Origin of the sequence: Streptomyces sp. NBC_01314, from assembly GCF_041435215.1 — a bacterium.
Lineage (GTDB): Bacteria > Actinomycetota > Actinomycetes > Streptomycetales > Streptomycetaceae > Streptomyces.
Genome location: NZ_CP108394.1, coordinates 6,458,632 through 6,474,954, shown reverse-complemented (window position 1 = coordinate 6,474,954; position 16,323 = coordinate 6,458,632). Strand labels below are relative to the sequence as shown.

At 69.0% G+C, this 16,323-nt stretch carries 14 protein-coding genes; 7 read left to right on the top strand and 7 right to left on the bottom strand.

Features of this window, described 5'->3' with window-relative positions; translation table 11 throughout:
* Positions 1-37: 37 nt before the first annotated feature.
* From OG622_RS28730 to OG622_RS28715, 4 genes are read right to left on the bottom strand one after another with little or no spacing between them, the layout of a single operon-like run.
* Positions 38-793, bottom strand: coding sequence for a DUF6182 family protein (locus OG622_RS28730; RefSeq protein ID WP_371579511.1), 756 nt, complete (start codon positions 791-793; stop codon positions 38-40).
* Positions 790-1,446: a dTMP kinase gene (locus tag OG622_RS28725; RefSeq protein WP_371579510.1), complete on the bottom strand. Its 657-nt coding sequence runs from the start codon at positions 1,444-1,446 to the stop codon at positions 790-792. Before OG622_RS28725 ends, OG622_RS28730 begins: the two co-directional genes overlap by 4 nt.
* Positions 1,443-2,351: a hypothetical protein gene (locus tag OG622_RS28720; RefSeq protein WP_371579509.1), complete on the bottom strand. Its 909-nt coding sequence runs from the start codon at positions 2,349-2,351 to the stop codon at positions 1,443-1,445. Before OG622_RS28720 ends, OG622_RS28725 begins: the two co-directional genes overlap by 4 nt.
* On the bottom strand, positions 2,348-5,134 hold the full coding sequence (locus OG622_RS28715; RefSeq protein WP_371579508.1) for a PEP/pyruvate-binding domain-containing protein: 2,787 nt from the start codon (positions 5,132-5,134) through the stop codon (positions 2,348-2,350). The genes OG622_RS28720 and OG622_RS28715 overlap by 4 nt, the downstream gene beginning before the upstream one ends.
* 191 nt (positions 5,135-5,325) lie before the next feature.
* Here OG622_RS28715 and OG622_RS28710 point away from each other — a divergent pair, with 191 nt between their 5' ends.
* Complete coding sequence (locus OG622_RS28710; protein ID WP_371579507.1) at positions 5,326-5,493, top strand: hypothetical protein; 168 nt, start codon at positions 5,326-5,328, stop codon at positions 5,491-5,493.
* 248 nt (positions 5,494-5,741) lie between these two features.
* Here the strand turns inward: OG622_RS28710 and OG622_RS28705 are convergent, their stop codons facing one another.
* Positions 5,742-6,221, bottom strand: a complete 480-nt coding sequence (locus tag OG622_RS28705; protein WP_371579506.1) for a nitroreductase/quinone reductase family protein — start codon at positions 6,219-6,221, stop codon at positions 5,742-5,744.
* 10 nt (positions 6,222-6,231) lie between these two features.
* On the bottom strand, positions 6,232-7,077 hold the full coding sequence (locus OG622_RS28700) for an SDR family oxidoreductase (protein WP_371579505.1): 846 nt from the start codon (positions 7,075-7,077) through the stop codon (positions 6,232-6,234).
* 731 nt (positions 7,078-7,808) lie between these two features.
* Between OG622_RS28700 and OG622_RS28695 the strand changes: the two genes are divergently transcribed.
* Positions 7,809-8,105 carry a helix-turn-helix domain-containing protein gene (locus OG622_RS28695; protein ID WP_371579504.1) on the top strand — a complete coding sequence of 99 codons (297 nt, stop codon included), beginning with the start codon at positions 7,809-7,811 and terminating at the stop codon, positions 8,103-8,105.
* Positions 8,106-8,373: 268 nt separating this feature from the next.
* Here OG622_RS28695 and OG622_RS28690 read toward each other — a convergent pair whose 3' ends face one another.
* Positions 8,374-8,634 (bottom strand): hypothetical protein, encoded by a 261-nt coding sequence (locus tag OG622_RS28690; protein WP_371579503.1) that lies wholly within the window; start codon positions 8,632-8,634, stop codon positions 8,374-8,376.
* 567 nt (positions 8,635-9,201) lie between these two features.
* Between OG622_RS28690 and OG622_RS28685 the strand changes: the two genes are divergently transcribed.
* The 5 genes from OG622_RS28685 to OG622_RS28665 all read left to right on the top strand — a co-directional run bounded on the left by OG622_RS28685 (position 9,202) and on the right by OG622_RS28665 (position 16,131).
* Complete coding sequence (locus OG622_RS28685; RefSeq protein ID WP_371579502.1) at positions 9,202-11,046, top strand: AAA family ATPase; 1,845 nt, start codon at positions 9,202-9,204, stop codon at positions 11,044-11,046.
* A 314-nt stretch (positions 11,047-11,360) separates the two neighbouring features.
* Positions 11,361-12,023 (top strand): hypothetical protein, encoded by a 663-nt coding sequence (locus OG622_RS28680; RefSeq protein WP_371579501.1) that lies wholly within the window; start codon positions 11,361-11,363, stop codon positions 12,021-12,023.
* A gap of 570 nt (positions 12,024-12,593) precedes the next feature.
* Positions 12,594-13,457, top strand: a complete 864-nt coding sequence (locus OG622_RS28675) for a hypothetical protein (protein ID WP_371579500.1) — start codon at positions 12,594-12,596, stop codon at positions 13,455-13,457.
* A 254-nt stretch (positions 13,458-13,711) separates the two neighbouring features.
* Positions 13,712-14,632, top strand: a complete 921-nt coding sequence (locus OG622_RS28670) for a hypothetical protein (protein ID WP_371579499.1) — start codon at positions 13,712-13,714, stop codon at positions 14,630-14,632.
* Positions 14,629-16,131 (top strand): hypothetical protein, encoded by a 1,503-nt coding sequence (locus tag OG622_RS28665; RefSeq protein WP_371579498.1) that lies wholly within the window; start codon positions 14,629-14,631, stop codon positions 16,129-16,131. The genes OG622_RS28670 and OG622_RS28665 overlap by 4 nt, the downstream gene beginning before the upstream one ends.
* Positions 16,132-16,323 lie beyond the last annotated feature (192 nt).

The window sequence follows — 16,323 nt, the reverse complement described above, 5'->3', positions numbered from 1 at the left end:
GGTTTCCTCGCCGTCCAATTGCTGTTGAGTGGTGCTGTTACCTGTGGGCGGTCGGGCTGTGGCGGCCGTGGTGGGACGTGTCGGAGAGCCAGACGTGGAGACGGAGCCGCTCCGGGTCGTCGGCCGCCTGGTGGACGCGGGCATAGCCCTGCGTTCCCCTGGCCGCTTCGGCACCGAGGTCCGGGCAGTGGATCAGGCGGAGACGTTCGTCCGGCCGGAGGCGGCCTTGGAGGACGGACTCGCTCAGGGCGTGGTGGAGGTGGATGAGGTAGTCGGCGAGTTTCAGGTCCCGTACGGCGATGTGCAGGGGCCGGCACGGGCCGCCGGGTGTGGGAGGCGTACCGGCAGGGGGTTCGGCAGGTGTGATCTCGATGTCCGGGCGGAGTTCCGGAAGAACCCCGGAGACCGGTTTGTACAGCCGGATCGGGCCGGGCAGATGCTGGGGCGCATAGGGCCCGAGCCAGGCGGTGGTCCCGGTCGGGGAGACCAGTCGGGGCGGTGTGCGCTCGGTGAGGTTGGCGGGGTTGCCGAACAGGAAGAGCGTCCGGGTCCAGGATCGGCGCCAAGCGTCCGCCTCGGCCGGGGCAAGGCCTGCCGCGAACGCGCGCGCGCCGTTGACCAGGCTGTCCAGGTCGAAGGAGCGCAGGAGCACCACGACGGTGGCCTCCGCGGGATGTCCTGCCGCGGGGTCCCGAGGCGGGCCGCCCACCCAGGCGGCGCGTTCGGCGAGGAGTTCGGCCAGCCGTTCCTTTGCCTGCGACCCCACGGTCGTCGGGTGCTCGGTCGAGGTCACCGCAGCGCCTCCGTCCGCACGGAGGCGAGTACGTCGGCCATGACGGTGTCCGGATCGGCCGAGCCGTCGATGACGGTCAACGGCACGTCGCCGACCTCCTTCAACAGCGCCTCGCGCAGTTCGGACTGCAACTGGAGGAAGCCGGCCCGGCCTGCGGTTCCGGGGCGCTGCTCGAAGGCGTTGAGAAGTGCTCCCTGACCGCTACGCGCCCAGGTGACCTCGGGCGGGACGTCCAGGTAGAGCACCCCCCTCGGCCGGGGAAAGCGCCGCCAGAGGTCGAAGGTGGGCTCGTGCTCCAGCCCGAGCAGGCGGCATTTGGCGAGAAGCTTGTAGAAGTACGAGTCGACGATCACCGGTTCCGGCCCGGTGGAGCAGGCGAGTTGGTCGCGCAGATGCAGCACGATGGTGTGCAGCACGGACAGCACCAGCTCCGGGGAGTAGCGCTCCCCGGCCCACAGGAAGGCGTCGTCGATCCAGCGCTGCCGTAGTCGTGCGATCAGCGGGTACTGCTCCAGATATCGGTCGTCGTAAGACACCACGCGCCAGCCGTGATCATCGTGGAGGCGATTCAGCACGGTGGACTTGCCCGCGAAGTCGGGTCCGAGCAGGGTCCAGAAACCGGGGTCGTCGGTGATCGGGGCGTAGGAGATCACTGCAGTCCTCCTTCCGTGAGCAAGCCGACCGCCAGGAAACTGGCGTACATGGCCGGCAGATAGTTGCGGATGAGTGCCACCGGCCAGCCCGTGGCACCTGCCGCGAAGCGGGCCGCGGCGGTGGCCGGCAGGAGCAGCGGGATCAGCAGCAACCACCCCCAGCCGTATCCGGCGGCCTCCGGGCGCCATGGCTGGGTGATCGCCAGCACGATGGCAGTGGCCGTCGCGGCGGCCGCGACCGCGGCGGCCGATGCGAGCGCCGGACCGAGCACCGTGGCATAGGTCCGCTCTCCCGGCCGCGGGCGGCGGGTGGTCTTCCGGCCGAGCTCCAGGCAGAGTCCGCCGAACGTGGCGGCCGCAACGGCCATCAGCCCGGCGAGGTTCGGCTGCTGCTGCTCGGCCCTCAGGAAACCGGCGTACACATACAGGCTCAGCAGGGTCTGGATCGGCAGATTGAGCGCCAGTTGGAGTCCCAGCCTGTCGGCCGACGGCCGGCCTGTCCGCCATTCCAGGGTCATCACACCGATCCCGTAGGCGAGTTGGACACCCAGCGCCGCCAGCACCATGCCCCGGTGGGCGTTGAGCAGAAGCAGGACGGCGGTGCCGACGGCGACCAGGGTCAGCAGGTCCCGTTCCGTGACCATCCCGCTGGGTAGCGGCCGGGACGGATGGTGTTCCCGGTCGTACCCGTGGTCGCGGAGGTCGTCGAGAGCCCGGAGCAGGAGCATGTCGACAACCAGGGTCACCGCGGTGATGGCCAGCCCGCTGTCGGGATGCCAGCGGAAGGCCCCGCCGACGGTGCAGGCGAAGAGGGCGGTCAGTCCGACGGCCCAGGAGAGCATCAGGGGCAACTGCGTCCTCGGCGGATAGGCCACGCCGATGTAGCGACCCAGTCGGCGGATCATGACGCGCCGTCCAGGATGCGCACCGTACCCGAGGAACCGTCGACCTCGATGAGACTGCCGTCCGCGATGAGGTCTGTCGCGTCGCGCACCGCCACGACGGTGGGGATGCCCAGCAGTCGGCCGGTGATGGCCGTATGCGAGAGCAGTGTCCCGCGCTCCACCACCAGGGCGCTGGCCGTCATCATCAGGAAGAGCCAGCCGGGGTCGGTCTCCCGTGCGACCAGGATGCGGCCCTGGCACTCGTCGGCGTTGACCGACGGGTCAAGAACGATCTTGGCCGTACCCCGCACCGTGCCGGAACTGGACGCAAGTCCGGTCAGCAGGCGCGATGGCGCGGTGCCGTCCTCGGGCGCTGCCTGCCGCGCCGCGTCCTGGCCGGTGACGGACAGCAGCGCGGTCGCCAGCGGCAGGTCCCGGTCGGTCGTCATACGTGGCGGCAAGGGGTCCCCGGCCGTCCAGCGTGCCCGCTCGGCGGCGCGCACGGCCGCGAGTCCCCTGAGGTCGGCCCCCGCGAGTGTCCCGTCGAAGGCGCCCAGAACCTCGTCGGCAGTGAGGTCGAGAACGTCCCTGGGCCGGTCCAGGCGGCCGGCCGCAGCCAGTTCCTCCCCCAGCCTCATCAGCAGGACGCGCACGTCGCCGATGAGCTGACTGCGGCAGAAGCGGGTGTCCTCACGCACCCGGGTCAGCATCCGCATGATCCCGAACGTTCCACGCAACACCGCTCGCTTGAGGGGGTTGCGCAGACTGCCGCGCAGCTCCTGCTCGGCCTGTCGGCGGATCTCCCGGCCGGCGGTCCGGCTGCCCTCGACGGTCAGACCTTGCCGCAGATACGCGCGTACCGTGTGCAGGACGGTCCAGGGCTGGTCACGCGGCGTCAGCGTCTCCAGCTTGAGGTCGTGCAACCCTCGGTCGCCGTAGCGTTGGACATGCTGGCGCATCGCCGACACGAACGGCTCGTCGTGGCCTTGCTCCGTCAACCGCCGCCACAGCGTTTCGGGGTCCTGGTCGGACATCAGAGCGGTGCGCAGGTCCGGGGACGCGGCCGCGGTCTCGGCCAGGGCGATCGCCGATCGCAACGCCGCGGCGGACCGGTTGTCGGGTCCGCCGACCAGCATGCCGTTGAGCAGACTCCGGCCCGCCTCCGGGAGCCACCGGCGCAGCAGGCCGTTGGCGGCCCAGGTCACGGTGAACAGAAAAAGCCCGTTCACCAGCGTGACACCCCAGCGGCGGGACACCTGCGCCCACAGGGTCCGGTAGGCCTCCACCACCTCGTGCGGGCGCATCGCCGGCACATCCGAGAACTGCGGGTGGTAGCTGTCCCACCAGTGCAGGAACCGGCGGACCCGGCGGGGATGCGCCATCAGCCTGCCGAGGATCTCCGCGAGGTGGACGGCGTCGGCGAGCCGCGCCAGCGGGCCACGGCTCCGTGAAGCCGAACCGTGGCGGCCGCTCTCCGCGAGTCCCAGGGACTGCTCCCAGGTGGACCACAGCGGCCGGAAGCAGCGAATCTGCCCGTGCAGCCTGTACCACGAGTCCAGTTGGTAGTAGACCCAGCCGTCGAGGTGTCCGACCATCCGTCGCAGCAGTGGCCGGTTGTGTTCCAGAAGTCGGGCGGGCACGCCCATCCGCCGGTACAGGTCGCCGAATCCCACCTCGTACAGCGTGCGGGCCACCGAGAAGGTCAGGGCGCAACTGACGCCTGGATAGCTCTCCGTGACGTTGTTGTTGTCCCAGAGGATCCCCCCGGCGTTCCCGCCACGGTCCGGTGGGGTTGTGGATGCGCGCGGCGCGGTCACGATCGGCCGGGCCTGCACCAGGTGGACGCCGCCGTCCTCGGTGATGGTCCCCTCGATGTCCTGGGGCTCCCCGAAGTGCTCCTCGACGCGTAGCGCGAGGGTGCTGATCTCCTTCAGTTCGGTGTCCGAAAGCACGGGAGCCGCCGCCTGCCGTTCGTCGACCGGCACCGCCACCGGGCCCTGATCCGGTCGCGCCGCGTCCCAGCCGACCGCTCTGCTCTTGACCACGACATGAGCCTCGATACGCCACGCCACAGGATCGACGAAGAAGTGGTCGACGTCCGCCTTCTCCTGGACGACACCCTCGCCAATGCCGTGGGCCGCCGCGATCACGCAGCGCCTCGCACTGTCATGGGGGGCACGGGGGTCACGGGTGAAGGCGACGAAGGACCGTACTCCCATGACCATGCGCTGCACTCCGACCGCCACCCGCGCGCTGAAGGGGTCCAGCCCCTGCCGGGCCCGGTACAGCGCCGCCTCCGGATTGAAGGCGGAGGCCCAGCACGAGAGGATCCGGTCGGCGAGTCCTTCTCGGCCCACGTAGAGGAAGCTGTCGCTGAGGCCGGCGAACGGGTCCTGCGCCGAGTCCTCCCCCAGCTCCTGATCGCCCGGCCGAGGCACCACGCAGGCGCGCACCGCCACCAGTCCGCCCGGTCCGGCGAGCTCGTCGAAGCGGCGGTCCAGCGCGTCCCTCAATTCCTGGGGCACTTCCAGACCGCGAACGACACTCTGGAGGGCTCGTGCCCTCTCTGCCACCGCCGAGGCGGAAGACGTCGCCCAGTCCGGGGACGTGGAGTCCGAGGGCGCGGGCAGTTCCGGACGGACCACACGGTCGAAAACGGCGGCGGGCACACAGGCGAAGGGAGGTATAGGGAATCCCTCAAGCCCCAGCACCGCCTGCCGTGCGAATTTATGCCCGACCTGCAGCGGATCCACCAGTCCGGCTCCGCTCCCGATCAGCCAGTCGGTGCCCGAGCCATCCCGCATCACGGCTTCCCCGCCAACGCCAGGGCGCGGCCGAGCGCCGGAGCCGGCCTGCGGGATTCCCCACCCGACCTGGGGCGGAGAACACGCTGACGGCGGCTGGGCTGCAACGGAGGGAGCACCCTCGGACTGCCTCCCCGAAGTGGGTTGCTCTCGCATTGCCGGCACATCCGCGCGGTCGAGATCTCAGCTACATGGCCTGCGAAGTTCCCGGCGCCGTCGGCATCGTCAGCATCGTCGGCCTGGACACTGATGCGTCCGAAACCGTGCTCGCAGTAGCGGCCGGCGCCGACATCCTGGTGGGCGAACTCCGGGACGATGTCCGTGCTCGGACCGCGTCCAGCACCTGTATCGAACATTGACTTGCTCATGAGAGATTGCCTTCCGGGTGCCGTATCGGCGCCAGGGGTTGTGTGGTGATGAATGGCGTCGCATCGCCGGAGGAGCTCAGACTCCTGGCCGCCGACAGGACCGATCGGTTGTACGGTGCGCCGCCAGCGGGCGGACCGCGCTTCGGGGCGTATCGCTCAGGCGCGGGGTCGCCGTAGGCCAGGCCGGTGCTGCCGGTGACAGGCGGCGGGGCTCGGTGGGCTGAACCGGCTGTGCCGGGTCAGTGCGCCTGGGCCGCAGGCTCCAGAACGAGGACCGGGATGTCACGGTCCATGTTCTTGTGGTGCTCGGCGTATTCGGGGAAGGCCTCGTCGGCTCGGGCCCACCACAGGGCCTTCTCGTGCCCGGTCACCTCGCGTGCCCGCATGTCCTGGCGCGCCAACCGTCTTGAAGCCGACCCGGGGGTCGGCCACCGCGTTGTGGTACCAGACCGGGTGCTTGGGGCCCCTCCCGCGGAGGCGACCGCGGCGTAGGAGCCGTCGTGCTCCACCCGGTTGACCGGAGACTTGCGGATCTTGCCGCTCTTCGCGCCCAGCGTGGTCAGCAGGACAACGAGCACGTCCCCCAGCTTCTCGTCTTCTTCGCGTGTGACCAGGACACCCGGCGTCGTTCCTTGTGTACCGCCGGAGCTTTCGTACAGCTCCACATGGTCACGTACAAGCTGCGCCGCGCTCGGCTCGTACTCGCCCTTGAGTGGCATGCTGCCCGTCTCAGGTGTTGGTGTCGTCGTGGGCGAGGTCGCCGCCGAGTTCGCGGGAGGCTTCGGCCTGGGCGAGGAGTTCGCGGGCTTTGGCGGTGACGCCTTGGATGGCGTCGGCTCCGGCGACGAAGCGCTGCAGGGGCTTGTCCTGGGCGGTGATGCTGAGCAGGGCGCGGGCGAGTTTGGCGGGGTCGCCGCTCTGCTGGCCGTTCATGCTCTTCCAGGCGGTGATGGTGGCGGTGGTGCGTTCGGCGTAGTCGTCGATGGTCGGCTCGGGCCAGGTGGTGGAGGCGTCGACGAGGAGTTCGGTGCGGAAGAAGCCGGGTTCGACGACCGTGGTGTGGATGTTGTAGGGCTCGACGTCGTAGTGCAGGGATTCCATCCAGCCCTCGACGCCGAATTTGGAGGCGGCGTAGGCGACGCAGAACTCCTGGCCGGTGATGCCGGCGGAGGAGGACAGGGTGATGACGTGCCCGGCGCGCTGCTTGCGCATGATCGGCAGGACGGCGCGGGTGACGTTCATGGGGCCGAAGAGGTTGGTCTCGATCTGCTGGCGCATCTGCGCGGGCGTGATCTCCTCGAAGTAGCCGGCGAAGAAGTTCCCGGCGTTGTTGATGAGGACGTCGATGCGGCCGAAGCGGTCGACGGCGGCCTGCGCGGCGGCCTCGGCGTCTTCGAGGCTGGTGACATCGAGCTTGGTGACCAGCAGGTTGTCCTGCGGTCCGCCGAGGGTCTTCTCGACCTGGTCGGGGCGGCGGCCGGTGGCGACGACCTGGTGCCCGGCGGCGAGGGCCTCGCGGGCGATGTCGGTGCCCAGACCGCGTCCGGCACCGGTGACGAGAATGACCTTGCTCATGAGGGGATTCCTTCTTTCAGGCGCCGTGATCCGACACCCGGTATGTGCGGTGGTGATGCGTGCAGCGGAGGGGCTGGGGACAGGTGGCACAAGCGCCGTCAGTATTCGGGCCGTTCACACTGCCCGTGGGCGGTGCACCACCAACAAAACCGGTTGTCACGGGCGTGTGGGAGTCCCTGATGAGGGGGTCACTGTCAGGGACCCCCTAACCGGCGGGAAGCACTCGTAAAGTCGAGCCCATGGCAGCAGAAATTACTCTTACGGAACTAACCATGACATCCGTGAGGTTTCCCCTGGACCCTGACAGAGGGGCAGATGGTTCTCGCGAGGAACATCGACGATGACTGCCCCCACGAAGTACTCGTTGGAGTTGCGTGAGCGTGGGGTGAGGGTGTACCACACCTCGAATCCGAAGCCGCAGATCAAGAAGCCGGTTCCACCAACGAGGGGCCACTGCGGCTCTCCGCGATCTGCGACGCGCCCTCCCGCCGGGTGAATGGCTTGGGAGACCTCCGCGCGAGCGGACGCCGACCTGGCCTTCACCACACGGGCGGCAATGACACTCGCCGAATACCGAGCCCAGGACAAACCCAAGGGGTGCTACATCAGTAGCATGGTGGGGCGGGCGCGCGTCGGGAGTGCGTCTCAGACACACTTGTCGGGTGCCTGGAGGAACGCGACGTGCGCAAAAACCGAACGAGTATGTGGTCGGCGGGAAATGGCCCCGTGCCATGATGCAGGTCCACCGCGGCGCGCTCGTCGCACAGGCCATCGCCCGCAGGCTCGCCGAAGCGATGACGGAGCAGCAGCTGAGCGCGAATGCGCTGGCGCGCAAGAGCGGGGTCAACCGTCAGGTGGTCGCCAACGTCCTGAACGGCACCGTGTGGCCCGACATGCTCACCGTGGTCGACCTTGAGGGTGCCTTGGGCGTCAAGCTGTGGCCGGACCACCTGGAGTGGAAGATTCCCGCGCCCGGCGAGTCTCCCGAGGACGGTGTCACCGGCCCGCAGGAGACCACCTCCGAGTAGACAACCAGGCAGCCCCGGCAACGCCGCTGCTACTCAGCCCGAGGAATGCCCCACACAGCCCCTGCGGTATGGCCCTTTGCCCCGGTTGGTATCGGCCAGCCCTCCAGGAACGCACTCATCCCTATGCCTTCCCCGGGCGGTGCGTATCGGCGTGCGGCGGCTGATTACTCAATTCGGGGTTGCTTTGACGCTTACGAATTGCTGCTGCGCATAGGGTGGTCCGGGTTGTTCCTGGGCGGGACTGCGCTGCCCAGGTCCGTGTCGGGGCCTACGGGGAGGTCGGCAAGGACTGATGGAGAGACCAGCGACCGCACGGCTCGGACTGGGTGACCGCGTCCGGTTCGACGACCATGCTTGGTCGGTCATCGGTCTGGACGGTGACTGCGCCGAACTCGTCAACGCGCTTGGCGAGGGCTTGGCGTGCTCCGTACACCGTCTGGTGGCACAGGACGGTTTCGAGGTTCTCGAGCAGGGCGTCCAGTCCCGTCCGGCCGTCGTGCCGCCCCATGGCGTGCCACCCGCTTCCCATGCTCAGGCATTGTGGTGGGAGCGTCATCTCGTCGAGGTCATCAGCGGACGACCGCCGGATGCGGATCCCACGGTGCGTCCCCGGCCCGCGTACGATCCGGACACGCGCACGCTGGCCGAGCGGGAGGCCGCCAAGGCGGACGAGCTCGCGGCCTCGGGGGTCGCGAGGGCATCGGCTCGGACCGTGCGGCGCAAACGCCAGCAGTACCAGGCCCACGGGGTGGCCGGGCTGTACGACCGCCGCACCGGCAGGACGCCGACACCGGGAAGGCACGTCGATCCGCGGGTACTGGAGTGTCTTCTCGCGGTGATCTCCGCCGACGAGGGAGGGCGGGCCCGGTCCTTGGAGCAGTACCGTCAGCAGACCTTGCGGGCGGTCATCGAGGTACACGGCGGCGACGAGTCGTGGCTCCCGTCCCGCTCGACGTTCTATCGTCTGCTCGGCCGCCTGTCCGTCGCCCACTCCCGCCAAGGCCACAAGCGCCTCCCGGCTCGGGACGGAAAGCCCCGGGTCATCACGGGGGGAACCTGGCTGTCACGCCCAGGGGAACGTGTCTATCTCGATTCCGTGGTCCTGACGCTTCCCGACAGCAGCCAGCGCATGCGGCTGACGGTGGCGATCGACGAACTGACCTGGTCGGTATGCGCGTTGACGATCCAGGACACCAAACTCGCCGTGGACGCCACATCCTTTCTGGCACGGTGGTGGACCGCCATCGCGCTGCGGCCACCGGCCTGCGGGCAGGCCGATAAACCCGCGGAACCGCTCGAAGGTCCACCGCCCGCGCTGCCGCTGATCATGCCGGAACGAATCGCCCTCGCGCCCGGCATCTTCCCAGTCCGCAGCGGGTTCGATCAGTTGTGCCGACAATACGGAGTAAGCCTGCTGCCCGTCTCACCCCTACTCGTGGGGTCGGGGGAAGGCAAGGTCCACCGGCTGGTCACCCGGTTCACCGAGTACCTCGCAGCGCGTCCCGACGCGGAGGCGGCCGGGCGGTGGACCGCACACATGGTGCAGGCGTGGGCGCAGGCGTGGGCGGGGCTGATGTGGCAACACCATGAGGTGGAAGCACTGAAGCCGGTGACGTTGCCAGACGTCGCGCCCACGCCGAGCGGGGCGTTCACGGCGTGCGTCACCCGCCAGGGCTGGGTCCATCTGCCTTTGCCTCCCGCGGCCTACCCGCATCTGCTGCCTGATGCCACAAAGCCCCTGTCGCCGGCCGGGCTGACGGTGCAAGGGCGGCGATACGACGGGCAAGCCCTGGCCGGCCTGCAGCTCACCCGCGCCGGCTCCTCTCCCGCACGGATCAGTGTGCATGCCGACACCTACGACCCCGGTCGTGTCTGGGTCCGCGACCAGAACGGGTCCTGGCGCGAAGTCCCCGCCCTCGATGCGCAAGACGACACCTCGTCCGTTGGGACAGAGGCAGGTGTCGATGGGTCAGTTCCCGTACGGATTACCTCAGTTGACGACGGCAGTGTCCGGCATCCCTCACCGCTTGCCAGGCTGCCGTACGACCGCCAGGTGCCGCCCCGCCCACGTGACTCACGCACACCCGAAGCCGCGGGCGCCGCCCTGGCAAGGCGCTCTGCCAAGATCGCTCCGGAGCAGGCCCGTATCGCCTACCACGCGCGCCTTACCGTCCCGGGGGACCCCTTGACGCGCGAGGTCTGCTCGGCGGGGCAACGGCTTCTGGTGTTGAACCACTACGCGTCGACGGACCGTCGCACCCTGGTGGTGACAGGCCCCTCTGGCTGCGGCAAGTCGACCGCCGTGCTGGAACTCACGCACCGCCTCAAGCAGATGCCCCATCTCCCGTGGCCCGACCGGGGCGGACCAGCCACCCTGTACATCTCCGTTCCGCCCGAGGCAACGGCCCGCACCGTGCTGGTCCGGCTGGCCCGCCGTCTGGATGTCTCTGTGCCCACCCGTACGGCAGCGCTCTCGGACGCGGTCGAACAGGCGCTCATCGCGGCCGGCACCGCATTGGTGGTGATCGACGACGCGCACAGCCTGCGGCCCTCATCCCCCTCACTGTCTGACGCCTGGGAGGTGCTGCGGTTCATCGGCGACCAAGTGCCGTGCCTGTTCGCCTACGCCGCCATCGCCCCGGACCCTCAAGCGCTGTGGACGACCGGTAACCACACCCAGCTGCACCGCCGGGCTGTCCACGTCGCGGGCGGCCCGATCACGGACATGGCCGCGTGGCACCAACTGGTGCAGCAGACAGAGGGAGTTCTGCGGCTGAAACAGCAGGCACCCGGCTCTCTGACCGCGGCCGGCTTCTACCTGCACCAGCGCACACAAGGACTGGTCGGCGGACTGGCGCATCTGGTCCGCTCGGCTGCCGTTCAGGCAATCCTCGACGGCAGCGAGAGCATCACGCGGGAGTCGTTCGACCACCTGACATGACAGCTCTGCCCGTGCCGGGTGCCGATGGCCGCACACCCCCGACGGACCAGATTGCGTGAGACGAGCATGCTCAAGAGAAGAGGCAGAACCTCGTACGGTGATTCAGGCCAGACGCCGCACCCGGCCATCCCCGCATTTCTGGCCGCACCATTCGCACAGATGCCCGCTGGAAAGAAACTGAGTCCGATTACATGCGAAGGGACAGGCCCCTTCAAACGCTGTTCTGACCAGTGATCAGGCCACATTCTGGCACCGCCGGAAGTTCACTCCTGCGAGGCACCCGACCGGCCTCAACCAGCCCTAGGCTATGAGCCATGAGGCCGAGCACTGACCGCGCCGCGGAGGGGACCCACCCGACGGCTTTCGATGGTCTCAAGCCCCTGGCAGAAAAGGCCGTCCAGACCTTCAACCAGTCCCTCGCCGTGTGCGGCGCGGACATTCGGCATCTGAAGGAGCTGCTCGCGGCGAAACAGGACGAGTACGACGGGCTTCATGCCGGCCGGGAGCACGCACAACGGATGCTGGAGATCCTCGAAAGCGCAGAGACACGTACGGTCGCCCCCCACCCCGCCGCCGACCCCTCACAGGAAGCTGTCCCTCCCCAGCCGGACGAGACGCCCGCGGCAGACATCCCCTCACCTCGGGACAGCGAGCCGGCGGACCACCCTGAACCGAGCGCGCCGAACAGCGACGGCGGCAGGGGCGTCATCAAGATCCAGGGCGAGGAGTCGCTGCGCCTCCTGGAGATGATGGCCGGCAAGCCGGACCACGCATGGAGCGCTTACGAGGTGGCGGCCGCATTGGGCAACATCGACCGCCGTGAAGTGCGCCGGGTGCGATCCGGACTCACGTACCTGACGCGCAAGACGGTGCTGGAAAGGCTGAAGGGGAAGGACTCTCGCGCCATGCCCGGGATCACCGCGCCCGGCGAGGCAAAGGTGCGATACCGCATCGCCGCCCCCTGGGAACGCGCGTGAACCGAATACCCGGCACGCGTCACCACGCGTAATCGCCCACCGCCACATCACCACATGAATACCGCCGCCCGGCTCGACCTCCTGGCCTCACAAACCGAAAGACGAGCCGAGGCGGCGGCCTCCCGCCGATCACGCAAACAATCGCGTCACGTAACCAAACGGTCGACACCTACGACGTTAGCGGCTCCCGCATCGGGCACCGTACGTGGTCGGCCGGATTCACCCTGTCCACGTACCACGGAGCCGAACGCCTGTGCCCTTTTCGCTGCGACTTTCGCGCAAATCACCCTCCATGCCCAGCGCCAGCCATTCACCTTCCGAACACGAGTTCCCAAGGTTGCCCAGCCCCTCGCTGACGCCACTCCCGCACATCCGCCGTGCCGGCCCGCAGGGCTCCGCCACCCACCGGCCCTGCCATCCCCGACCGGGATGCGCTACACCCCGGGGGGTGCTACCAAGGCAGCAACCCCAAAGTGTGAAGGGCTTGCTCGGCGCACCCACCCGTCCCGGTGACTGTTCGGCGACCGCGCTCTCCCGCGCGGCCATTGTCGAACTCGGAGGAGGCCAGTGATGCAACGTCAGAGCCCCCGGCCTCCGTCGGCACGGGCGCTGCCCAGTCGGCGGACCCGGGCGGACCAGCACCTGGCCGCCGTTCGCGCTTTCTGCCTGACCGAAGGCCCGTTCACCGCCCGCTCTCTCGAAGCCCTAGCCGGCGTTCCGGCGACCCGCATCCAGCTGTCACTGTCGTTCTGGCGGTCCTGCGGCCTTGTCGAGCGGGCACCGGGCCGAGGCGCCTACCGCCACACGAGAACGGCACGTTCCCTGGCCGTGGCCTGGCGGCAAGGCGACGCACAAGGCAGCCGGGCCCTGGGCGGGATTCTTCGCGGACAGTGGTTCGCTCGGTCGGTGCGATCCCGCCTGCTCGACGGCCCTGGGCTCCGCACCGCGCTCGTCACGCGACTCATGCGCCTCGCCCAGGTGGGCGACGAGTACCGGCTCGAAGTAGAGATGCTCATCGACCTGATGGTCGCTGTCGACCTGCTGCAGCCCCAGCCGGACAGCCGACTGAGCTGGCGCGAGGAAGCATCCCCGATGTCCGAACCAGCAGACGCCCCGGACGTCACCAGCGCCGAGGACGAGTCCTCGCCCGAGGACAGCTCCGCCGCGAGCGAGGCACACGCTGCCGGCTCCCCTGACAGCCCGGGCGAACCGGCACCCGAAGACCCGCGGCCAGAGGAGTTCGCCGCGAAGGTTCCCCCTCCGCGCGCGGCTTCCGACGACAGCCTGCTGTCGCTGCTCAGCCACCCCGTCCGGTTGATCGACCTCGCGAGTCTCTCCGCCGAGGAACTGCTGTCCGTCCACGGCCACATCACCGCGCTGGCCGCCGCAGCCACCAAGCTCAGGAGCCGCCCCTCGCCCCACCCGACCGACTGACTGACCACAGCATCGACCCACGCATGAAGAACGGGTCCGGCAGCGCCTCTTCCTTGGCCGGGACGGCGCCACCGGACCCCCACCTCCACCCATCAGCTCACTGCGGCGATCGCCGCAAGCACGTCCGAAGGGTTTTGGTATGCCCAGATACGCAACCGCACCGGGCTGCGCCCACCGTAGCGCGTCCGGATCCCCCTGTGTCCCCCTCCCGATCCGCCGTCACCCGCACGCGGCACGCCTCGCCGGAGGCCGCCGTGGCTAAGATCCGCATCCGCACCGTCCTCCCTCTCATCACCCGCGTCTGGCTGGACCGCGCGGTGGCTGGGCACATGAGCCTGGAGACAGTCGACCTCTACACCCAGATCTGTGAACGGGCCGAGCGCTATGCCCGGGTCCACGGTGTCCTCTGCTTCGACGACTTCACCCACGCCCTCGCACTCTCGTTCATCGAGGCGCCGGGCAACGACCGCCACCAAGGGCTGCTCCTCAATCCGGCAGCCGGTACCCAACGCCAGCGCCGCGCCGGCCTCCAGGCCCTCTTCACCGAGGCCCGCGCACTCGGCTTCACGACAGCGGCCCCGTTGGTCGATCTCCCGCCCATTTCGCGCAGCCCCCGTAAGAAGGGTGTTCGCCTGGAAGAGGGCGATATCCAGCAGTTGCGTTTCCAGGCCGAGCGCGGCATGCCCGCCACCCGCCACGCCGCCCTCCTGGCCCTGCTTCTGGCCGGCTGGCACACAGCTGAGATCGCGAAGGCCACCACCGATGACCTGGATCTCACCGGCGCGAGCGCCTGGACCGGCGGCGCCACCCGCACCTACGGCCGGCACTGCCCGCTGGACGAGTGGGCGGTCATCGTCCTGCGGCTGCGCTGCCACCACCTTTTGCGCAGCGCCGCGCCGGGCACAGCACAGCAGTTGGTGACCGGGGCGTCCTCCGCCTACCGCGCGCAGGCCAGCGTCTGCTCCGGCTTCGGCGACATCGCCCGGCGCAGCGGACTGGCCACCGCCCGGCGCCGCGTCGAACCCAAGGACATCACCCGCTACGTCGCCCGCACCATCCTCGAAGAGACCGGGCAGCTCTCGGAAGTCGCCCGCCGACTGGGCCTGTCCTCCCTCGACAGCGCCGCCTCACTCGCCTCGCTGGAGTGGCTGCCCGAAGAGACGGAAACGGCATGAGCGCCCCCAAGCAGCGGCGCCGCGCGAAGAAGAAGACCGCCGAAGGCAAGAGCTGGCTGCTCGGCCCCATCCCCGACGACGCCTTCGGCTCCGCCTGCGACGTCCCGCCCCCGCGCAGCCCCGAAGCGCCACCGCTCGCCATCGACGAACGCTTCGAGTACCTCATCCGCAACCCCGACCTGTACGCCACCGCCCTCGAAGCACTCCCGCCCCGCGACGCCGGTCAGGTCGGACGGCCGCCCGCCTACCCGTCCTACATCTACTTCCTGTTCCTCTGCGCGATCTCCGTCTTCGGCTCCGCCCGAAGCACCGCCACCCACCTCGCCCGCCCCCTGTGGTGGGAGCCCATCCGGCAGGCCGTACACGACTTCGTCGGACCCGAGGAAGCCGCTGCGCTTCCGGCCACCGGTCCCACCCGCAGCCAGTGGAACTACTTCTTCCAGCGCCACCTCAAAAAGGCCGTCGAGGACGTACGCGACATCAGCCGCGGCAAATGGATCCAGCAGGCCATCACCCAGGGAATGCTGGCAGTCACACCCCGGGGCAGCTGGATCTATCCGGCCCGCGAACAGGTCCTTCACGGCGACGCCACCGTCGCCTGCCCGCCTTCCGACCACACGGCGTACGAAGAGGCCGACGAAGCGACCGGGGAAATCCGCCGGCACCGTGTAGACCCCGACGCCAGCAACACCACCGAAGGCGGCGGGCGCCACGTCTACGGAAACAAGTTCCTCTCCATCGCCGTCCGCGCCGCGAACACCCCGCACAGCCGCATCATCCTTGCCCTGGAATCCGTACGTCACAAAGCCCACAAGCACGACCCCCATCGTGAAGACGAGGGGAAGGCCGCCGTGCGGCTGGTCAAGGAAATCCTCAAGAAAGCTCCCGGCGTGCGGGCCCTCACCTACGACACCGCTCTCCGCGGGGTCCACCGCGCTCCACTCATCGCGGAAGGAATCGTCGTCTTCACCCAGCAGCACAACGGCCTCGAACCGCAGCCGCTCCTGAAATACGAAGACAAGCCCTGCAGCCACGACCTCTATGTCACGGCCGGGCGGGTCTGTGAGCGCCGTTTCACTGTGCAGGGCGAAACCCACTACACACCCGTACCGGTACAGGAACTGGAATTTCGTAAAGGGGCGCAAGCACGCTTCTACCAGCGCATTGAAATCACCTGCCCACGCGGACCTCACGTCATCCGAATCCGCGTCGACGAGACCAAGGAAGACCGGGAGATCGACCCCTCCACCAAGCGTCAGCGTTTCAACCGCACCGAGCATCTGCGGCAAATCGCACCCGATACCCCGGCTGGGCGACGACTCAAGGGATTCCGCCAGGACAGCGAGTCCCAGCATTCCCGGTTCGACCAGGCATATCCGCACAAGCGCGTCCCCGCGTACGGAGCGACGGCTGCCTTGCTCATCTACCTCGGCTACGCCTGGGTGAGCAATTCCGTGGCTCGCTTCGTCGCTCGCGTCACCGGACGCCGCACCACATGACACCCACGTTGGGCCCGGCCGCGACGCCCCACCAGGACTCCGTCACGGCCGGGCCCCGCTCACTCCCTGCCCTCCCCGACCAGTGCAGGCGCCTCACTGCCCACAACCACCTGCCACCACCAGGCCACCCGCTACACTGTGTGCGGTGGCGCAGCCGTTCTCGGCCGCACCACCGCACAGCTGTCGGGGCCC